The following is a 16973-nucleotide window of genomic DNA, read 5'->3' on the forward strand; positions in this document are numbered from 1 at the left end:
TGGGCCGACCGGGCGCCGGCGTGGCGTACGAGGCGGCGCGTACCCGTTACGAGGCAGAGTGGTCAGGACCCGCTGCGAGCAGCCACAGCGCCGATGGCATGGAGTCCACCGTCGAGGCGCCCGCTTAGCCGCCGCAGTGGTCACCTTGCCGTCGTAGTGGACCGGGTTCCGTCCTATTTGGGTCTTCTGTCCGGTCGACGCTGACTGCAAGGTTGCTGCTGCCGCCGGCTCTGCTGGGACTCAGGTCGCGGGGGTGAGGCGGGCGGCTATCTGGTCGAGGGTGCGGATGATGGCGACGGACTCGTCCAGGGGGATGATGGCCGACTCGGTGCGGCCGTCGGCGAGGCAGCGGGCGACCTCCTCGGCCTGGTAGGTGTAGCCGTGACCCGGCAGGTCGGTGGTGAACGTCTCCGGCTCGGCGCCGTTGCGGTGCAGGGTCATCGCCGTCGGCCGCCAGGCCGGTGACGCGACCTCGACGCGGCCGGTGGTGCCGACGATGGTCGCGGTCTGCGGCGAGTCGCCGAGCAGGCCGCAGTGCAGCAGCGCCACCGCGCCGGAGGCGTAGCCGAGCAGGATGCCGGTGTTGGCGTCCACACCGGTGGGCGCGCTCGTCGCGACCGCCTGCACGCTGTCGGGCTCGCCGAGCAGCATCCACGCGAAGGACACCGGGTAGACGCCGAGGTCGAGCAGGGCGCCGCCGGCCAGTTCGGGCGCCCAGAGCCGATGCTCCGGGTCGTAGTCGGCGGCGAAGGAGAAGTCGGCGTAGACCGCCTTGACGTCGCCGATCGCGCCGTCGGCGATCAGCTCGCGCAGCCGGGTGACGATCGGGTTGAACCGCGTCCACATCGCCTCCATGGCGAACAGACCGCGGTCGCGGGCGAGGGCGACCAGCGCCTCCGCGTCAGCCGCGCTCGTCGTGAACGGCTTCTCGACCAGGACGCCGCGCCCGGCCTCCAGACAGACGCGGGCCGCGTCGTAGTGGCCGCTGTGCGGCGTCGCGACGTAGACGACGTCGACCTGGTCATCGGCCGCGAGCTCGGCGTAGGAGCCGTACGCGCTCGCGATGCCGTACCGGTCGGCGAACGCCTGGGCGGTCCGCGGGGCCCGTGAGCCCACGGCCGCTACCTTGTGGCCCAGCAGGAGCAGGTCCTCGGTGAACGTGCGCGCGATGCCCCCGGTCCCGAGGATTCCCCACCGAATCGTCATGGCCGGGATCGTACGGGCCGGGGCCGGCGGGGGGAATGCCGGCCCCGGGGCTTCTCCGGGTCAGCCCATCCGGGCGATGGACTTGTACTCCAGGTAGGCGGCCAGGCCCTCGGGGCCCAGTTCGCGGCCGACGCCGCTGCCCTTGTAGCCGCCGAAGGGCGACGACGCCTCGATCATGTACATGTTCACGCCGTACGTCCCGGTGCGGACCTGACGGGCGATCTCCAGCCCGCGGTCATCGTCGGCCGTCCACACCGTGCCGGCCAGCCCGTACTCGCTGTCGTTGGCGATCCGCACCGCGTCGGCCTCGTCCTCGTACGGGATCACCGACAGCACCGGGCCGAAGATCTCCTCGCGTGCGACGCGCATGTCGTTCGTGACGCCGGCGAAGACGGTCGGCGTGACGTACCAGCCGCGGTCGTACGGCCGGCCGGACCCGCCGAGCACGACCTTGGCGCCCTCCTCCTGACCGATCCGGATGTAGCCCTCGACGCGTTCCTGCTGGCGCTTGGCGACGAGCGGGCCGATCTCGGTGGCGGGGTCGGCCGGGTCGCCGACCGTCATCCCGCGCACGGTCTCGGCGAGCGCGTCGACGACGTCGTCGTAGCGGTTCCGGGAGGCGAGGATCCGGGTCTGGGCGACGCATGCCTGGCCGTTGTTCATCAGCGACGCCATCTTGAGCCAGCCCATCGTCGCGGCGAGGTCGGCGTCGTCGAGGATGATCGCCGCGGACTTGCCGCCGAGCTCGAGCGTGCAGCGTTTGAGCTGCTCGCCGCAGATCGCGCCGATCTTCCGGCCGGCCGCCGTCGAGCCGGTGAAGGCCACCTTGTCGACGCCCGGGTGGCGGACGAGGTGCTCGCCCGTCTCCCGTCCGGCGGCGACGATGCTGACGACGCCCTCGGGCACGCCGGCCTCGGTCAGCAGCTCGGCGAGAACGTATCCGTCCAGCGGCGTCTCGGGCGCCGGCTTGATCACGATGGTGCAGCCGGCGACCAGCGCCGGGGCGAGCTTGAGCGCGATGATGAACTGCGGGACGTTCCACGGCACGATCGCGGCCACCACGCCGACCGGCTCGCGGCGGACCGTGACCGGCCCCATCAGCCCGGCGCGCTCCTCCTCCCAGGCGATCTCCTTGCCGAGCGCGGCGAAGTAGCCGTAGACGGCCTGGGCCTGCCCGGTCTGGCCGAGCTGGGAGAACGAGATCGGGCAGCCCATCTCGGCGGTGATCAGCTCGGACAGGTCGCCGAGGCGCCGGCCGTACAGCTCGGTGAGGCGGCCGACGACGGCGGCGCGCTCGGCCGGCGCCATGCGCGGCCAGGGCCCGTGGTCGAAGGCCTCCCGGGCCGCCGCGACGGCCCGGTCCATGTCCTCCGGGGTCGCCTCGGGCACCCGCCCGATCACCTCTTCGGTGTGCGGGGAGACGACTTCGATGGTGCCGGTGCCGGCGGGCGCGACCCACTCGCCGCCGATGTAGAGCCGATCGTGTTCACGCATGCCGTACCTCCGGAGGCGGGAGGAGCTTTGACCGAGTGCTTGCTTGGTATCTTCTCCATCCCGTCGCCCCCTGTCCAGCGTGGCATGGGTCACCGCGCGTCCCGTACGCCGGTGGGGTCAGGCGTCGCGACGGCGGAGGAGGAGATACCCGCCGGCACAGGCGGCCGCGGCCCAGAGCACGAGGATGCCCAGCGCCGTCCACGGTCCGAAGGGGCGGTACGAGACGAACGAGTGATCTGGCCGCACCGCCTGCATCATCACCTGCCCGACCTGATCGGGCAGGAACTGCGCGACCGTCCGGACCTTGGGGATGTTGCCGAGCCCCTGGGAGTCGAGGAAGAGCAACGGGATCATGATCCCCAGAGACAGCGCCGTACTGCGCAGCATGGTCGCCACGCCGATCGCGAAGGCGCACAGCAGCGTCAGGTAGACGCACGCGAGCACGACCGCGCGCGGCACTCCCGGCTCGCCGAGGGCGGTGCCGTGCGGGCCGAGGGCGGCCTGTGCCGTGAAGAACGTCACGAGGACGGTGACCAGGGAGAACGCCAGGGCCGACGTCGTCGCGGCCAGCACCTTGGCGCCGTAGAACACGCCCCGGCGCGGCACCGCCGCGAGGGAGGCCCGGATCGTGCCGCTGGTGTACTCGGTGCCGACGCACAGCACGCCGAAGACGACGAGCGGGATCTGGCCGAGCGTCAGACTGTAGAAACCGGCCGCGACGGGGTCGAAGTTGACGCGTGCCCGCTGGTCCATCCGGTCGAAGCCCTGGCGAAGGGCGAGACAGAAGAGGACACCGAGCCCCACGCTGAGGATGAAGGTCAGCGCGAGGGCCCAGGCCGTGGACCGAACGGTGCGGACCTTGATCAGTTCAGCGCTCAGAGCCGCTCGCGCGGCGACCGTGTTCACCACTGCGGCCCTCCGGCCCGGTAGTCGACGACGTTCCCGGTGAGCCGCATGAACGCCTCCTCCAGCGAGGCGGTCCGCATCGCGACCTCGTGCACGATCAGTCCCTTGGCGGCGGCGATCTCACCGATCGTCGCGGGCTCGGCCCCGTCCGCCTCGAGGGTGCCGTCCGCGGCCCGGGTCACGGTGATGCCGGCCGCGGCGATCGCGTCCCGCATCCGCTCCGGCTCGGGCGTCCTGACCCGTACGAACGAGCGGGTGTGGGCGGCGACGAACCCGGCCACGGTGGTGTCGGCGAGCAACCGGCCGCGGCCGATCACGACGAGGTGTTCCGCGGTCAGCGCCATCTCGCCCATGAGGTGACTGGAGACGAGAACCGTTCTGCCCTCGGCCGCCAGCGCCTTCAGCAGATTCCGGATCCACACGATGCCCTCGGGGTCCAGTCCGTTGAGCGGTTCGTCGAAGAGCAGGATCGGCGGGTCGCCGAGCAGCGCCGCGGCGATGCCGAGTCGCTGGGACATGCCGAGGGAGAATCCCCTGACCCGCCTCCGGGCGACGCCCTCCAGCCCGACCATCGCCAGGACCTCACGGACCCGCGTCTTCGGGATCCGGTTGCTCCGTGCCAGCCACCGCAGGTGGTCCTGTGCCCGGCGGCCGCGGTGCACGGCCGTGGCCTCGAGCAGCGCCCCGACCCGCCGCAGTGGCTCGGTCAGCCGTTCGTAGGGCCGCCCGTCGATGAGAACCCGGCCCTCGGCCGGGCGATCGAGGCCCAGCATCATCCGCATCGTGGTGGACTTCCCGGCGCCGTTCGGTCCGAGGAAGCCGGTCACCTGGCCCGGCCGGACCGTGAAGGACAATCGGTCGACGGCGACCGTGCCGCCGTATCTCTTGGTGAGGTTCCGCACTTCGATCACGGTCTCGACGCTCTCGTACGGCGGGCCGCCGGCGCTTCGGAGCGGTGGTGGAATCGCGGCCTCCGCCCGGGCGCGTACGGCGGCTCGCGGAGCGCGGTCCTCTCCGACCAGGGGATGAGGGACTCGGGTCGGAGGCGGGGGCGAACGAGGGCCGGTACGGTTCGGACGGTGCGCGAACCCGATCCGGTCTTCACCCGGCGGCTCGGCCGGGGCCGGTTGATCGCCCTCGACGCCGTGGCCGCCGTCGGATCGACCCTCGTCCTGCTCGGCGTCGCCCTCGCCCGGCCGGTGGACCTGCCGATGTGGGCGACCTGCCTGCTCGTCGGGGCGGTCGGGCTGCCCGTCGCCGTACGGCGCCTGTGGCCGCTGCCCGTCTTCGGGATCGTGTTCGCGGCGTCGGTGGCGGCGATGCTCGCCGGCGTCGGCTGGAACCCGCTGCTCGTCGCGGCGTTCGCGTTGTACCTGGTCGCGCTGACCGAGCGTCGCCATCCCAGGGAGCCCACGCTCGTCATCGCGGGGATCAGCGTCTTCGGCGTGCTCCTGGCCACCCTCGCCGGGCAGCGTGGCGGCTCGGGGGCCACCGACTTCGTCCTCATCGGCCCGCCGGTGCTCGGCGGGGCGTGGACGGTCGGCCGGGCCGTGCGCGAACGCCGCGCGTACGCCGCGCGGGCGGCCGAGCAACTCGCCGACCGGGCCGTGACCGAGGAGCGCCTGCGGATCGCGCGGGAGCTGCACGACGTGGTGTCCCACACCCTCAGCCTGATCGGGGTGAAGGCCGGAGTCGCGGGCTACGTCCTCGAGTCGCGCGCCGCGGGGGACGCGGCCGCCGGCGGCGAGGTACGCGAGGCGCTGCGCGTCATCGAGACGACGAGCCGTGACGCGCTCGGCGAGATGCGCACCATGCTCGGCATGCTGCGCTCCGACGACGCGTCCCCCGAGCTGCGGCCGACCCCCGACCTCGCCGCGCTGACCGAGCTGTGCGAACGCGCCGCGACCGCCGGCGTCCGCGTCGAGCTGGCGGTGCACGGCGTGGCCGGGCTGCCCGAGGGGATGGGGCGCTCGGTGTACCGGATCGTGCAGGAGGCGGTGACGAACGTGGTCCGGCACGCGGCCCCGGCGCACTGCCGGGTCGTCGTGGCGGGCGACGCGAAGGAGGTACGGATCCGGGTGACCGACGACGGGCCGGGGAACCGGGTGCCCCCGGAACCCGGGCACGGCATCATCGGGATGCGGGAACGCGCCCACCTGTACGGCGGAACGCTGACGGCCGGGCCGCGCCCCGAGGGCGGGTTCGAGGTGTCCGCCCGCCTGCCCCGTCCCGCCCCGGAGGATCCATGACCGAGCGAAGCGAGGGAACCAGGAAGCACAGCACCTTGGTCATGGGGCCGACGAAGGAGGTCCCGTGACCGCACCCGTTCGCGTCCTGGTCGCCGACGACCAGGCGCTGCTGCGCGGAAGTTTCCGTGTCCTCGTCGACACCGCCCCGGACCTGCTCACGGTCGGCGAGGCGGGCACCGGGGCGGAGGCGGTCGAGCTCGCCGTCCGCGAGCGGCCGGACGTGGTGCTGATGGACGTCCGCATGCCCGAGATGGACGGCATCGAGGCGACCCGGCGCATCTGCGGTCCGGACGGGCCGCCGGGCGTCCGGGTGCTGATCCTCACGACGTTCGACCTGGACGAGTACGTGCACGCGGCGCTGCGCGCGGGGGCCAGCGGGTTTCTGCTGAAGAACACCCCGCCCGCCGACCTGCTCGCCGGGATCCGGGTCGTCGCCTCCGGCGAGGCGCTGCTCGCGCCGGCCGTGACCCGGCGCCTGATCGCGGAGTTCGCCCGCCGGCCCCTGCCCGCCCGGCAGCCCGCGCGGGAGCTGGAAGGGCTGACGGGCCGGGAACGCGAGGTGCTCACCCTCATCGCCCGAGGCCTGTCCAACGGCGAGATCGCCGATCATCTGTACCTGAGCCCGGCGACCGTGAAGACGCACGTGGGGAACCTTCTCGCCAAGCTTGCCGCCCGCGATCGCGCCCAGCTCGTCATGGTCGCCTACGAGACCGGGCTGGTCACTCCGACACCCCGCTGACGGCCTCGCCGACACGCTACCCCAGTGACCGGTAAAACAGGTGTGACGTGCGATAATAGGGGTACCTCGCTTCCACCAACCATCTTCTGTCAGTGGATATCGCCATGCCTAAGTTCCGTCGCGTTGTACACCGCTTCGTCAATCGCCGTACCGTCCAGTCCCTCCGGCTCATGGAGAGCCTGGAGCAGTGGGAGCGGCTCGCCACCCCGGAGGAGCGGGCCCAGCTGCTCGCCAAGTCCGACCTGGGGGAAGCGGCCTGACACGGCAGCACCCATCGAGCGCAGACCCTCGGCGAGTCCCTCGCCGGGGGTCTTTCGCGTCCAGCGGGATGTTCCTCACTAAAGGGACCTGATGCGGCGTGTGAGGTCCGTGTTGTCGGCGGGGCCTGTTAGCTTGCCGGGCATGCCCCGCCTCCTGCACACCTCCGACTGGCACCTCGGCCGGTTCTTTCACCGCGAGGACATGCTCGGCGCGCAGGCGGCGTTCGTCGACCACCTCGTCGAGACGGTCCGATCCGAGGGAGTCGACTGCGTGCTCGTGTCCGGCGACCTGTACGACCGGGCGCTGCCGCCGGTCGACGCGGTCGACCTGTGCGACGAGGCGCTGCGGCGGCTCCTGGCCGAGAAGGTCCGGGTCGTGCTGATCAGCGGCAACCACGACTCCGCGCGGCGGCTCGGCTTCGGCGCCGACCTGATGGACGCCTCCGGCGTGCACCTGCGCACCGACCCGGAGACGGTCGGCCGGCCGGTCCTCCTCGACGACGGCACCGCGATCTACGGCATCCCCTACCTCGAGCCCGAGGTCGTCCGCGGCCGGTGGGAGCTCGCCGAGCGCGGCCACACCGCCGCGCTGACCGAGGCGATGCGCCGGATCCGCGCCGACCTGGCGGGGCGCGGCGGCCGGTCGGTGGTCCTGGCGCACGCGTTCGTCACCGGGGGAGCGGCGAGCGACAGCGAGCGCGACATCGCGATCGGCGGAGTGGCGAACGTCCCGGTGAGCGTCTTCGACGGCGTGGACTACGCCGCCCTCGGCCACCTGCACCGCGCCCAGCCGCTGACCGAGACCGTGCGCTACTCCGGCTCGCCACTGGCCTACTCCTTCTCCGAGGAGAACCACGCCAAGGGCACCTGGCTGGTCGACCTCGGCGAGACGGTGCACGCCGAGTTCGTCGAGGCGCCGGTGCCCCGCCGGATCAAGCGACTCGAGGGCCGCATCGACGACCTGCTCACCGCCGAGCACCTCGCCGCGTACGAGGACCACTGGCTGCAGGTCACGCTCACCGACGCTCAGCATCCCGTGGGCGCCATGGACCGCTTGCGGCGGCGGTTCCCGCACGTCCTCGCGCTGGCCTTCGAGCCGGAGCGGACCGCGGACACCGGCGAGCGGACCTGGGCGGAGCGGGTCAAGGGCCGCTCCGAGACCGAGATCGCCTGCGACTTCGTCACCGAGGTGCGCGGCGCGGCGCCGGACGAGGCCGAGCGCGCGCTGCTGCACGAGGCGTTCGAGCACTACCGGCGCGAGGAGGCGGCCCGGTGAGACTCCACGACGGTGCCCGCTCGGTGAGGTCCTGCGCGGAGGCGGCCCGATGAGACTCCACCACCTCACGATCACCGCGTTCGGGCCGTTCGCCGGCACCGAGCGGATCGACTTCGACGCGCTGTCCGACGCGGGCCTGTTCCTCATCAATGGCCCGACCGGCGCGGGCAAGACCAGCGTGCTCGACGCGGTCTGCTTCGCGCTGTACGGCCGGGTGCCCAGCGTCCGCAACGACGCGAAGAACCTCCGCAGCCACCACGCGCCGCCCGACCGCTCACCCGAGGTCGCCTGCGAGGTGACGATCCGCGGCCGCAGGTTCCGGATCACACGGTCGCCCCGGTGGGACCGGCCGAAACTGCGCGGCACCGGCACCACGGAGGAGAAGGCCAAGGTCCTCCTCCAGGAGTGGCGCGCCGGTGAGTGGGAGGCCCTGTCGACCCGGTTCGACGAGGCCGGTCAGAAGATCGGGGATCTGCTCGGCATGTCCGCCGAGCAGTTCTGCCAGGTGGTGCTGCTGCCACAGGGCGACTTCGCGGCCTTCCTGCGCGCCGACGCCGAGAAGCGGCGCGCGGTCCTGGAGCGGCTGTTCGCCACCGAGATCTTCACCGACGTCGAGAAGTGGCTGCGCGACAAGCGCCAGGAGACCGGGCGCGCGGCCGAGGCCCTGCGCACCACCGCCGGATCCATCGCGGACCGCGCGGCCGAGGCGGCCGGCGCCGAGCGGCCCGACCTCGACCCCGACGCGCTCGCCGCGTGGGCCGTCGAGCTGTCCGCCCACATGGACGACGTCCGCGCGGCCGCCGAGGACCGGGTCACGGCCGCGGTGAGGGTCCTGGCGGCCGCACGGGCCGCCGCGGAGCAGGGGCGCGCCGTCGCCGACCGGCGGGCCCAGCGCGCGGCCGCCGAGGCCGACGCGGCGGCGCTGGCCGAGCGGGCCGGTGAGCGGACCGCGCTGGCCGGCGCCCTGCGCGACGCCGAGCGGGCCCGCCGCGTCCTCCCGCTGCTGCACGTCGCCGAGGGCCGTGCCGCCCGCCGCGACCAGGCGGCGGCCGTGGTGGCCCGGCAGCGGGACGCCGTGACCAGGCTCGTCCCCGACACCGCCGACGCCGACGTCATGCGCAAGGAGGAGCGCGCCCGCCGCGAGGAGGCCGCCGTCCTCGAACAGCGCCGCGACGACGAGCGACGGCTCGCCGCCCTCGGCCGGGAGCTGAAGGAGGCGGAGGACAGGGGCCTGGATCTCGAAGCGGCTGAGGCCGAGCTCGCCCTGTTCCTCACCGACTCTCCGCGCCACCGCAAGGACCTGGCCGAGCGACTGGAGGGGACACGCGCCCGGCTCGCCGCCCGGCCCGTGGCCGAGGCCGCCGTGGACACGGCCCGACGGCGGCTGGACGCCGCGGTGCGGCGCGACACGCTGGCGGCGGCGCTGGCGCGGACGGAAGAGGAGCACCGCGTCGCGACCGACGCCGCCCAGGCGGCCCGGGACGCCTTCCAGGAGATCCGTCAGGCGATCCTGGAGGGCATGGCGGCCCGGCTCGCCCGGGAGCTGACGCCCGGCGAGCCCTGCGCCGTCTGCGGATCCACCGAGCACCCGGCGCCCGCGACCCCGGACCGGGACCTCCCGGACGAGGCCGCCGAGGCCGCCGCCCAGGCCGCCTACGAGCAGGCCAGGGAGGACCGGGAGCGGATCTCCACCCGCCTCGCCGAGCTGCGCGCCGAGCACGCGGCGGCGGCCCAGGACGCCGGCGACGATCCCGTCGACGACCTGCGCGCCGCCCTCGTCGCCGCGCAGGAGGAGCTGGCCGGCCTGACGGCCGCCGCGGCCGACGTCGAACGGCTCGAGGAGGACCTCCGGCAGGTCGACGCCGAGTACGAGGAGGCCCGCGACCGGCAGCGGGAGGTCGACACCGCGCTCACCGAGAACCGCACGCTGCGCGTCTCCCTGACCGCCGAGTCGCTTCGCCTGCGCACCGGCCTGGACGAGGCGCGCGGCGGCGACCCGACCCTGGAGGCCCGGATCCGGCGTCTCGGCGCCGAGGCCGACGTGCTCCGCGACGCCGCCACCGCGATCGAGCAGCTCCGCGCGGCCACCGACGACGCCGACACCGCACGGCGTGAGGCCGCCGGCGCCGCCGAGGCCGAGGGCTTCCCCTCGGTCGAGGCCGTACGCTCCGCCACTCTCGACGACGCGGCCCACGAGGAGCTGACGCGGCGGGCCAGGGCCTTCGACGACGAGGAGGCCAGGGTCACGGCGCGGCTGAACGACCCTGAGCTCGCCGCGGCCGCCGCCGAGCCGCCGCCCGACCTCGACGCCCTCGAGGCCGCGCTCGCCGACGCCGACCAGGCCCACCAGGCCGTCTCCTCGGCGCGCGACCGCGCCCGGCACCGCCGTGACCGGCTCGCCGCGCTCGCGGCCGAGCTGCGGCGGCACGCCGCCGACTGGCGTCCCGTCGCCGGGCACCACGAGCTCGTGTCCCGGCTCGCCGCCCTCGCGTCCGGCGACCCGGCGGTGAACACCGCGCGGATGCGGCTGTCGGCGTACGTCCTGGCCGCCCGGCTGGAGCAGGTCGTGGCCGCCGCCAACCACCGGCTGGCCCGCATGTCCTCCGCCCGGTACATCCTCGAGCACACCGTCGAACGCGCGGCGGGGGAGCGGGGCCGCAACGGCACCGGCGGGCTCGGGCTGCGCGTCATCGACGGCTGGACCGGGCAGCACCGCGACCCGGCCACCCTCTCGGGCGGGGAGACGTTCATCGCCTCGCTCGCGCTGGCCCTCGGCCTCGCCGACGTGGTGACCGCCGAGGCGGGCGGCGCGGAGATCGGCACGCTGTTCGTCGATGAGGGGTTCGGCACGCTCGACGAGGAGACCCTCGACGAGGTGATGGACGTCCTCGACGGCCTGCGCGACGGCGGGCGCGCGGTCGGCATCGTCAGCCACGTCGCCGAGCTGCGCACCCGCATCCCCACGCAGCTCCGGGTCCGCAAGACCCGCACCGGCTCGGCCCTCTCCGTCACCGGCGCCGGCCAGGACGCCCCGACCCCCCGGACGGCCGTGACGCTCTCCTGAGCCCATGGTCCGAGCGTGCAGGCGGTTCTGGTCGATCCGCGGCTCGCTCGCGGATAAGTCCATTCGATGTCAGCCGCGCTCCCAGCATCCGGCGAGTTCGGCCCGGTTCGAACAGCCGGTGACGGCGTACACCTGGGTCAGGTGCTTCTTGACCGTGTCGCGAGTGATGTAGAGGGCAGCGGCGATGTCGTCGTTGCGGAGGCCGAGGGCCGTCAACTGGGCGATCTGCATCTGCCGGGGTGTCAGCCCCGCGGTCGGCAACGCTGTGGTGCGGGGGCAGATCTGGCGGTCGAGGAGGGGCGCGAGGTATTGGCCGATGAGTTCGGCCCGGGCGAGATCCACGGGACCGAACGCACCGGGCTCTTGGGCGAGCAGGCCGATGCGACCCGTCTTGATGGTTCCTCGGATCGGGATGACGAGCTTGGCGCGGACGCCACCGGGAAACAGGAAACGCTCCAGGTAACGCCGGTGTTCGGGACGCAGTCTTGAGTGAAGGGCGTCCAGACTGGCCGGGCGGGCTGAGTGCGCGAAGGAAGCGAACGGGTCATTGCGGTGGAACTCTTCGACATAGCGGGGAACCATTTGGATGGCGCGGCCGAGTGCCAGGGGGGACTTGTCGGTGGAGACGCCGGTGAGGGTGTCACCGATGAAGAAAGTGGTGGTGCGATAGTCGAAGTGCCGGGCGAGGCCTTCGAGGACGGTCTCGCGGAGCGCCGTCATGGTCGTCGCTTGACCGCACTCCTTGAGAAGGCGAAGTAGGCGCGCCAGATCACGACGGTTGAGGACGTCGATCGGGTCTGGCGTGGATGCGAAGGCGGGACCTCTCGCCAGCGGCTCATCCATCCCGGCTGACGCCCGCCGGCCTGCCTCGTCGGCTCTGCCGACGGATCGCCCGACCCGAGTGCTGAAGGAATCGACGACAGACTCGACCGGTTCCGACACAGGGATCTTCCTCTCAGGTGCGGAGAAATGTTCTCGGGGTGAAGCGCCAGGTGCCCCAAGCTTGCGGCCGCCGCCGTTTCTCCGTGAGGATGTGGGCGCATCTTCGAACATTGGAATGGACAAGTGCCTGCCTACCCGGATGGGGATCGGAGAACAGCACTGCCGGATGCGGGTGATGGACGACGTGGCGGGCCGCGACGCAAAGGCCGTCGGCCTAACCAGATCACGGGTGAAGGCGCCCGAGAGGACCTCGCACGGGAGCTGACGAAGCTGCTCGACGTGCGTGGACTGACGCGTAGCGAACTCGCCCGGCGCATTCACTACCGGAATACGACCGTCTCTGAGGTATTCGGAGGGACCAGGCTGCCCTCTGAGAGGCTGTTGGCGGCGATCGTCACGGAACTGGGCGAGCACCCTGAACCCTGGCTCGAGCGGCGTACGGCCATCGAAAGCCGGCAGAACGCCTCGGCGCAGGAGGCTCCCAGCCAGGCGCGAGGCCCATCCCGCCCGGCATCCGACCTACTCGGCCGCGCCACCGACATCGAGCGTGTCGAAGCCGTGGTCGAGGCCGCGGCGGCCGGTCGCAGTGGCGTTCTGGTCCTACGGGGCGAAGCAGGCGTCGGAAAGTCCGCCCTGCTGGCCGCTGCCACGGGTGGCTCTGAGATACCTTCCCTGTCGATGCGCTGCGTGCAGAGCGAGGCGGAACTGGCCTTCTCCGCGCTCAGCGGACTCCTGCGGCCGCTGACCCACCTCATTCCGCGGCTGCCGGGCCCGCAGAGGCGGGCGCTGGAGGTGTCCCTGGCGCTGAGCGCTCCTGAGCCCGGCGAGTCCGCCCCCAGCGCCGTCGCCATCGGCCTCGGCGTGCTCAGCCTTCTCGCGGATTCGGCACCTGCGGTCGTGGTGCTGGATGACGTTCAGTGGATGGACCAGGCTTCGGCTCTGGCGCTGTCCTTCGCCATCCGACGGCTTGGCGGAGAGGGCGTCGGCGTCCTCGTGGCGGTCCGCTCGGAGGGCTCCTGCCCAATGGATCTGACCGATCATCCTGCGGCGGAGTTGACCGGTCTCGACCGGAGCGCCGCCGAGGAACTCGCGAATCGTGTCCGCGACCGCCCGGTCAGCCACGGCGAACTTGACTGGCTGATGCGTCATACGGGCGGGAATCCGCTCGCGGTCAGTGAATTGTGCCGACCGGGCCGGCCACTCGGCGGGGCGGCCGACGACGGACCACCTCCGGCGCTGCCGGAGGTCCTGACCGAGTCCTTCCGGCGGCGCCTCGAGTCACTTCCCACGGCCACCCGACGGGCGTTGCTCGTCTGCGCCGCCGGCTACAGCACGGATCTCGCCCAACTCGCCGAGGCGCTTGGTGACGGAGGTCTCGACCATCTGGAACCGGCGGAGACCACTGGACTTCTCGTGGTCGCCGATAACCACGTGGAGTTCGCGCACCCTCTGATCCGCGCTGCGGTCTACCACGCGGCCGCGCCTGCTCAGCGGCGCGGCGCGCACGCTCACCTCGCCCGTACCCGGAACGGCCCTGGTGTCAGTGCCGCGGACCAGCGCGCCTGGCACTGGGCCGAGGCGACGCTCGGCACCAACGAGGAGGTGGCGAGCGGACTCGCTGACACGGCGGAGCGTGCTCGGCAACGGGGCGCCCTCGCGGCGGCGTGCTCGGCGTACCGACGGGCCGCCGGGCTCACTCCTCAGCCGGAGACCCGCGCACGGCGGCTGCTGGCCGCTGCCACCAGCGCTTACCTCCTGGGACGGCCGGACGATGCCATCCCATTGCTCGACCAGGTCTGCGACCTCACGACCGAGCCGGGCGTCCTCGGCGAGGTCGACTACATCCGCAACCAGATCCGGCAACTCCGCATGGCACCTGGTGAGGTCTTCGCCGAACTCACCGCTGCGGCCGCCGGCGTCAGGGATCGTACGCCCGAGGCCGCGGTGGCCATGTACGCTACGGCCGCCTCAGCCGCCATCATGGGCGGGCTGATCCCCCAGTCCATCGACGCGGCGACGGCTGGTCACGCGCTGGCATGTGCGGCCATCGGGTCGGACACTCTCGCATCGATGGTGCTGTGGATGACCGTTCTCATCGTGTCGGGACGGTCGGCCGAAGCCGCCATGGTCTTCCGCCGCGACGGCCACCGGCTGTTCGCAGCCGACCCGCTCGCCCACGGCACAGAGGTCTTCGGCTACGCGGCTCTCTGCCTGATGTGGCTGAATGAGCATGCCGCGGCGTACCGCTTCATTGAGACGGCGATGCGCCGCCTTACCGCGGCCAACGCCATGGAGCGCGTCGCCTGCCTCACCAGCGTTCTCGCCGAACTGGAGTTTCGGCGGGGGCGATGGAACGCCGCATACGCGACAGCGTCTCGCTGCGTCGCGCTCGCCGACGTCCAGGGGCAGATCGCGTTCTCCGGCTACGCCTCGTACACATTGGGACGTATCGAGGCCGCGCAGGGTCAGAGCAGACGATGCCGTGAGTACGGCGAAGGTGCCCGGTCTCGCCTGGAGCTCGCCGAATACGCGGGACTTTCCCTCTACGCCGGGGTGCCGCTCGCCGAGCTCGCGCTGAGCCAAGGCGACGACGATGCCGCCGAGCTCTTCCTCCGGCTGGACGGCCGCAGGGAGGCACAAGGCTTCCGGAATGCCGCGATGTTCCTCCACCACGCCGAATTGGTCGAGGCCTGCTTGAACGCGAACCGTCGCCATGAGGCGTGGGAGGCGCTCAGACGACTCACCGACGAGGCCGGCTCCTCACTGCAGGATTCGGTCCATGCCGCACTGGAGCGCTGTCGGGGGCTGCTGGCGACCGACCCCGACCTCGCCCACGAACATCTCACGGCGGCGATCGAGCTATATGACCGATGCACCGACCCGTACGCTCTGGCGCGCACCCGGCTCTCGTGCGCGCAGGCATTGATGAGGGCCGGGCGGCAGCCGAATCTCGCGCGTGATCACCTTGAGGAGGCCCGACGCCTGTTCCGACAGCTCCATGCGGTCCCGTGGCTCCAGCAGACCGAACGGGCGCTCGGGCTACGACCCCGCCGATCTACGAAAGACGCCTATGCGAAGTTGACGGCGCAAGAGGTCCAGGTCGCGCGGCTGGCCGCCCAGGGGGCGACGATCACCGAGACGGCCGAAGCGCTCTTCCTCTCGACGCAGACGGTTGAGACCCTCCTGGCGACGGCCTGCTCCCGACTACGCACTCGCTCCCACGCCGAGCTCGCCGGCCTTCTCGCAGATACCGATCGCGCCTGAGAGGCGTTCGGGCAGAACACTCGCAGCACGGCCCGAGGACTTACGGACAGCACCGCGTAGTCCGATGCCGCCGGCGGTGGCTCTCCGGGACAATGTCGGCATGGCTAGGTCGTTCGAAGATCTCGTGGCGGAGGCCGAGGCGGTCTCGGTAGAAGGCTGGGACTTTTCCTGGCTCGACGGGCGGGCCACGGAGGCGCGGCCCTCGTGGGGTTACCAGCGGCTCATGAGTGAGCGGCTGGCGTCGGCGAGCGCGGGGTTGGACATCCAGACCGGGGGCGGCGAGGTGCTCGCCGGGGCGCCCGTCTTCCCCGTGACGATGGTCGCCACCGAGTCATGGGCGCCGAACGTGGCGAAGGCGACCCGGCTGCTGCACCCACGCGGCGTTGTCGTCGTCGCAGCCCCGGACGAGCCTCCGCTGCCCTTCGCCGACGCGGCCTTCGACCTGGTCACCTCCCGGCATCCCGCCACCGTGTGGTGGGGAGAGATCGCCCGAGTGCTGCGCAGTGGGGGAACCTATTTCGCCCAGCATGTCGGCCCCGAGACCTCGTGGGAGCTCGTCGAGTACTTCCTGGGCCCGCAGTCGGAATCCCGTCACCGGCGCCACCCGGATCTGGAGACGGCCGAGGCCCGCGCCGCCGGGCTGGAGATCATCGACGTGCGGATGGAACGCCTGCGAATGGAGTTCTTCGACGTCGGCGCCGTCATCTACTTCCTTCGCAAGGTCCTCTGGACGGTCCCCGGCTTCACCGTCGACGAGTACCGCGACCGGCTGCTCGAACTCCACCGACAGATCCATGAGCGGGGCGCGTTCATAGCGCATTCCACTCGTACGCTCATCGAGGCCCGCAAGCCCTGACAGCCCCTCGCAGCCGGCACCCTGGGCGGGCTCCGACATCCTCCTCGGCACCACCGCACCGTCGGCCAGGCCGCCAAAACGCCTTTCCGAGGTCGCCGGCGCGCCTTTACTGTGGCGCGGTGACGACTCAGGTGATCGTTCTGAACGGCGGGTCCAGCGCGGGGAAGTCCGGGATCGCCCGGTGCCTGCAGGCGGTCCTGCCGGATCCGTGGCTCGCCCTCGGAGTGGACACATTCATCCAGGCGATGCCCGCGGCCGCGCGGACGTCGGAAACGGGGATCGACATCGCCGCGGACGGCGAGGTCGTCATCGGGCCGGAGTTCCGCATGCTGGAGGCGGCATGGATCGAGGGCGTGGCGGCGATGGCCCGCGCCGGCGCTCGGATCATCGTCGATGAGGTCTTCCTCGGCGGCGCCGAGTCCCAGCGCCGCTGGCAGAAGGCGCTCGACACGCTCGAGGTCCTGTGGGTCGGCGTTCAGTGCGAGAGCGCGGTCGCCGCGGGTCGCGAGATCGCCCGGGGCGATCGGGTCATCGGAATGGCGGCGTCCCAGGCGAAGATCGTTCACCAGGGCGTCGTCTACGACCTGCAGGTGGACACCACCAGTACCGAGTCCCTGGAATGCGCCCGGACCATTGCCGCCCACGTGCGATGAGTAACGGCCTGAGGTGAGGTCGCCTTCCGACTGGCCCGACGCCTGTACGCTCCTGACGTCCGTC

The 16973-nt window shown here is 72.2% G+C and carries 13 protein-coding genes; 8 read left to right on the top strand and 5 right to left on the bottom strand.

Annotated elements, in window-relative coordinates:
- Positions 1-240: 240 nt before the first annotated feature.
- The 4 genes from AB0L00_RS14285 to AB0L00_RS14300 form a co-directional block, all read right to left on the bottom strand.
- Positions 241-1206 (bottom strand): Gfo/Idh/MocA family oxidoreductase, encoded by a 966-nt coding sequence (locus tag AB0L00_RS14285; protein WP_364433052.1) that lies wholly within the window; start codon positions 1204-1206, stop codon positions 241-243.
- Positions 1207-1266: 60 nt separating this feature from the next.
- Entirely contained in the window at positions 1267-2700 is a 1434-nt protein-coding gene (locus tag AB0L00_RS14290) for an aldehyde dehydrogenase (protein WP_364433055.1), read from the bottom strand.
- Positions 2701-2817: 117 nt separating this feature from the next.
- The gene (locus AB0L00_RS14295) at positions 2818-3609 is read right to left on the bottom strand and encodes an ABC transporter permease subunit (protein ID WP_364433057.1); all 792 of its coding nucleotides are present in this window, start codon (positions 3607-3609) and stop codon (positions 2818-2820) included.
- The gene (locus AB0L00_RS14300) at positions 3603-4517 is read right to left on the bottom strand and encodes an ABC transporter ATP-binding protein (protein ID WP_364433060.1); all 915 of its coding nucleotides are present in this window, start codon (positions 4515-4517) and stop codon (positions 3603-3605) included. The genes AB0L00_RS14295 and AB0L00_RS14300 overlap by 7 nt, the downstream gene beginning before the upstream one ends.
- Before the next feature lie 168 nt (positions 4518-4685).
- Here AB0L00_RS14300 and AB0L00_RS14305 point away from each other — a divergent pair, with 168 nt between their 5' ends.
- The 5 genes from AB0L00_RS14305 (at position 4686) to AB0L00_RS14325 (ending at position 11194) form a co-directional block, all read left to right on the top strand.
- Positions 4686-5855, top strand: a complete 1170-nt coding sequence (locus AB0L00_RS14305) for a sensor histidine kinase (protein WP_364433063.1) — start codon at positions 4686-4688, stop codon at positions 5853-5855.
- Positions 5856-5919: 64 nt separating this feature from the next.
- The gene (locus tag AB0L00_RS14310) at positions 5920-6594 is read left to right on the top strand and encodes a response regulator transcription factor (protein ID WP_364433066.1); all 675 of its coding nucleotides are present in this window, start codon (positions 5920-5922) and stop codon (positions 6592-6594) included.
- A gap of 104 nt (positions 6595-6698) precedes the next feature.
- On the top strand, positions 6699-6854 hold the full coding sequence (locus AB0L00_RS14315; RefSeq protein WP_364433069.1) for a hypothetical protein: 156 nt from the start codon (positions 6699-6701) through the stop codon (positions 6852-6854).
- A gap of 142 nt (positions 6855-6996) precedes the next feature.
- The gene (locus tag AB0L00_RS14320; protein WP_364433072.1) at positions 6997-8130 is read left to right on the top strand and encodes an exonuclease SbcCD subunit D; all 1134 of its coding nucleotides are present in this window, start codon (positions 6997-6999) and stop codon (positions 8128-8130) included.
- 49 nt (positions 8131-8179) lie between these two features.
- A complete protein-coding gene (locus AB0L00_RS14325) occupies positions 8180-11194 on the top strand; it encodes an SMC family ATPase (RefSeq protein WP_364433075.1) in 3015 nt (1004 codons plus the stop codon).
- 69 nt (positions 11195-11263) lie between these two features.
- Here the strand turns inward: AB0L00_RS14325 and AB0L00_RS14330 are convergent, their stop codons facing one another.
- Positions 11264-12037, bottom strand: a complete 774-nt coding sequence (locus AB0L00_RS14330; RefSeq protein ID WP_364433078.1) for a helix-turn-helix transcriptional regulator — start codon at positions 12035-12037, stop codon at positions 11264-11266.
- A 480-nt stretch (positions 12038-12517) separates the two neighbouring features.
- Here AB0L00_RS14330 and AB0L00_RS14335 point away from each other — a divergent pair, with 480 nt between their 5' ends.
- From AB0L00_RS14335 to cpt, 3 genes are all read left to right on the top strand, one after another.
- On the top strand, positions 12518-15400 hold the full coding sequence (locus AB0L00_RS14335) for an AAA family ATPase (protein WP_364433080.1): 2883 nt from the start codon (positions 12518-12520) through the stop codon (positions 15398-15400).
- A gap of 100 nt (positions 15401-15500) precedes the next feature.
- Positions 15501-16256 carry a methyltransferase domain-containing protein gene (locus AB0L00_RS14340; protein WP_364433083.1) on the top strand — a complete coding sequence of 252 codons (756 nt, stop codon included), beginning with the start codon at positions 15501-15503 and terminating at the stop codon, positions 16254-16256.
- Positions 16257-16375: 119 nt separating this feature from the next.
- Positions 16376-16909, top strand: coding sequence for a chloramphenicol phosphotransferase CPT (cpt, locus tag AB0L00_RS14345; RefSeq protein ID WP_364433086.1), 534 nt, complete (start codon positions 16376-16378; stop codon positions 16907-16909).
- Positions 16910-16973: the final 64 nt, after the last annotated feature.

Origin of the sequence: Actinoallomurus sp. NPDC052308 (genome assembly GCF_040679195.1) — a bacterium.
GTDB lineage: Bacteria > Actinomycetota > Actinomycetes > Streptosporangiales > Streptosporangiaceae > Actinoallomurus > Actinoallomurus liliacearum.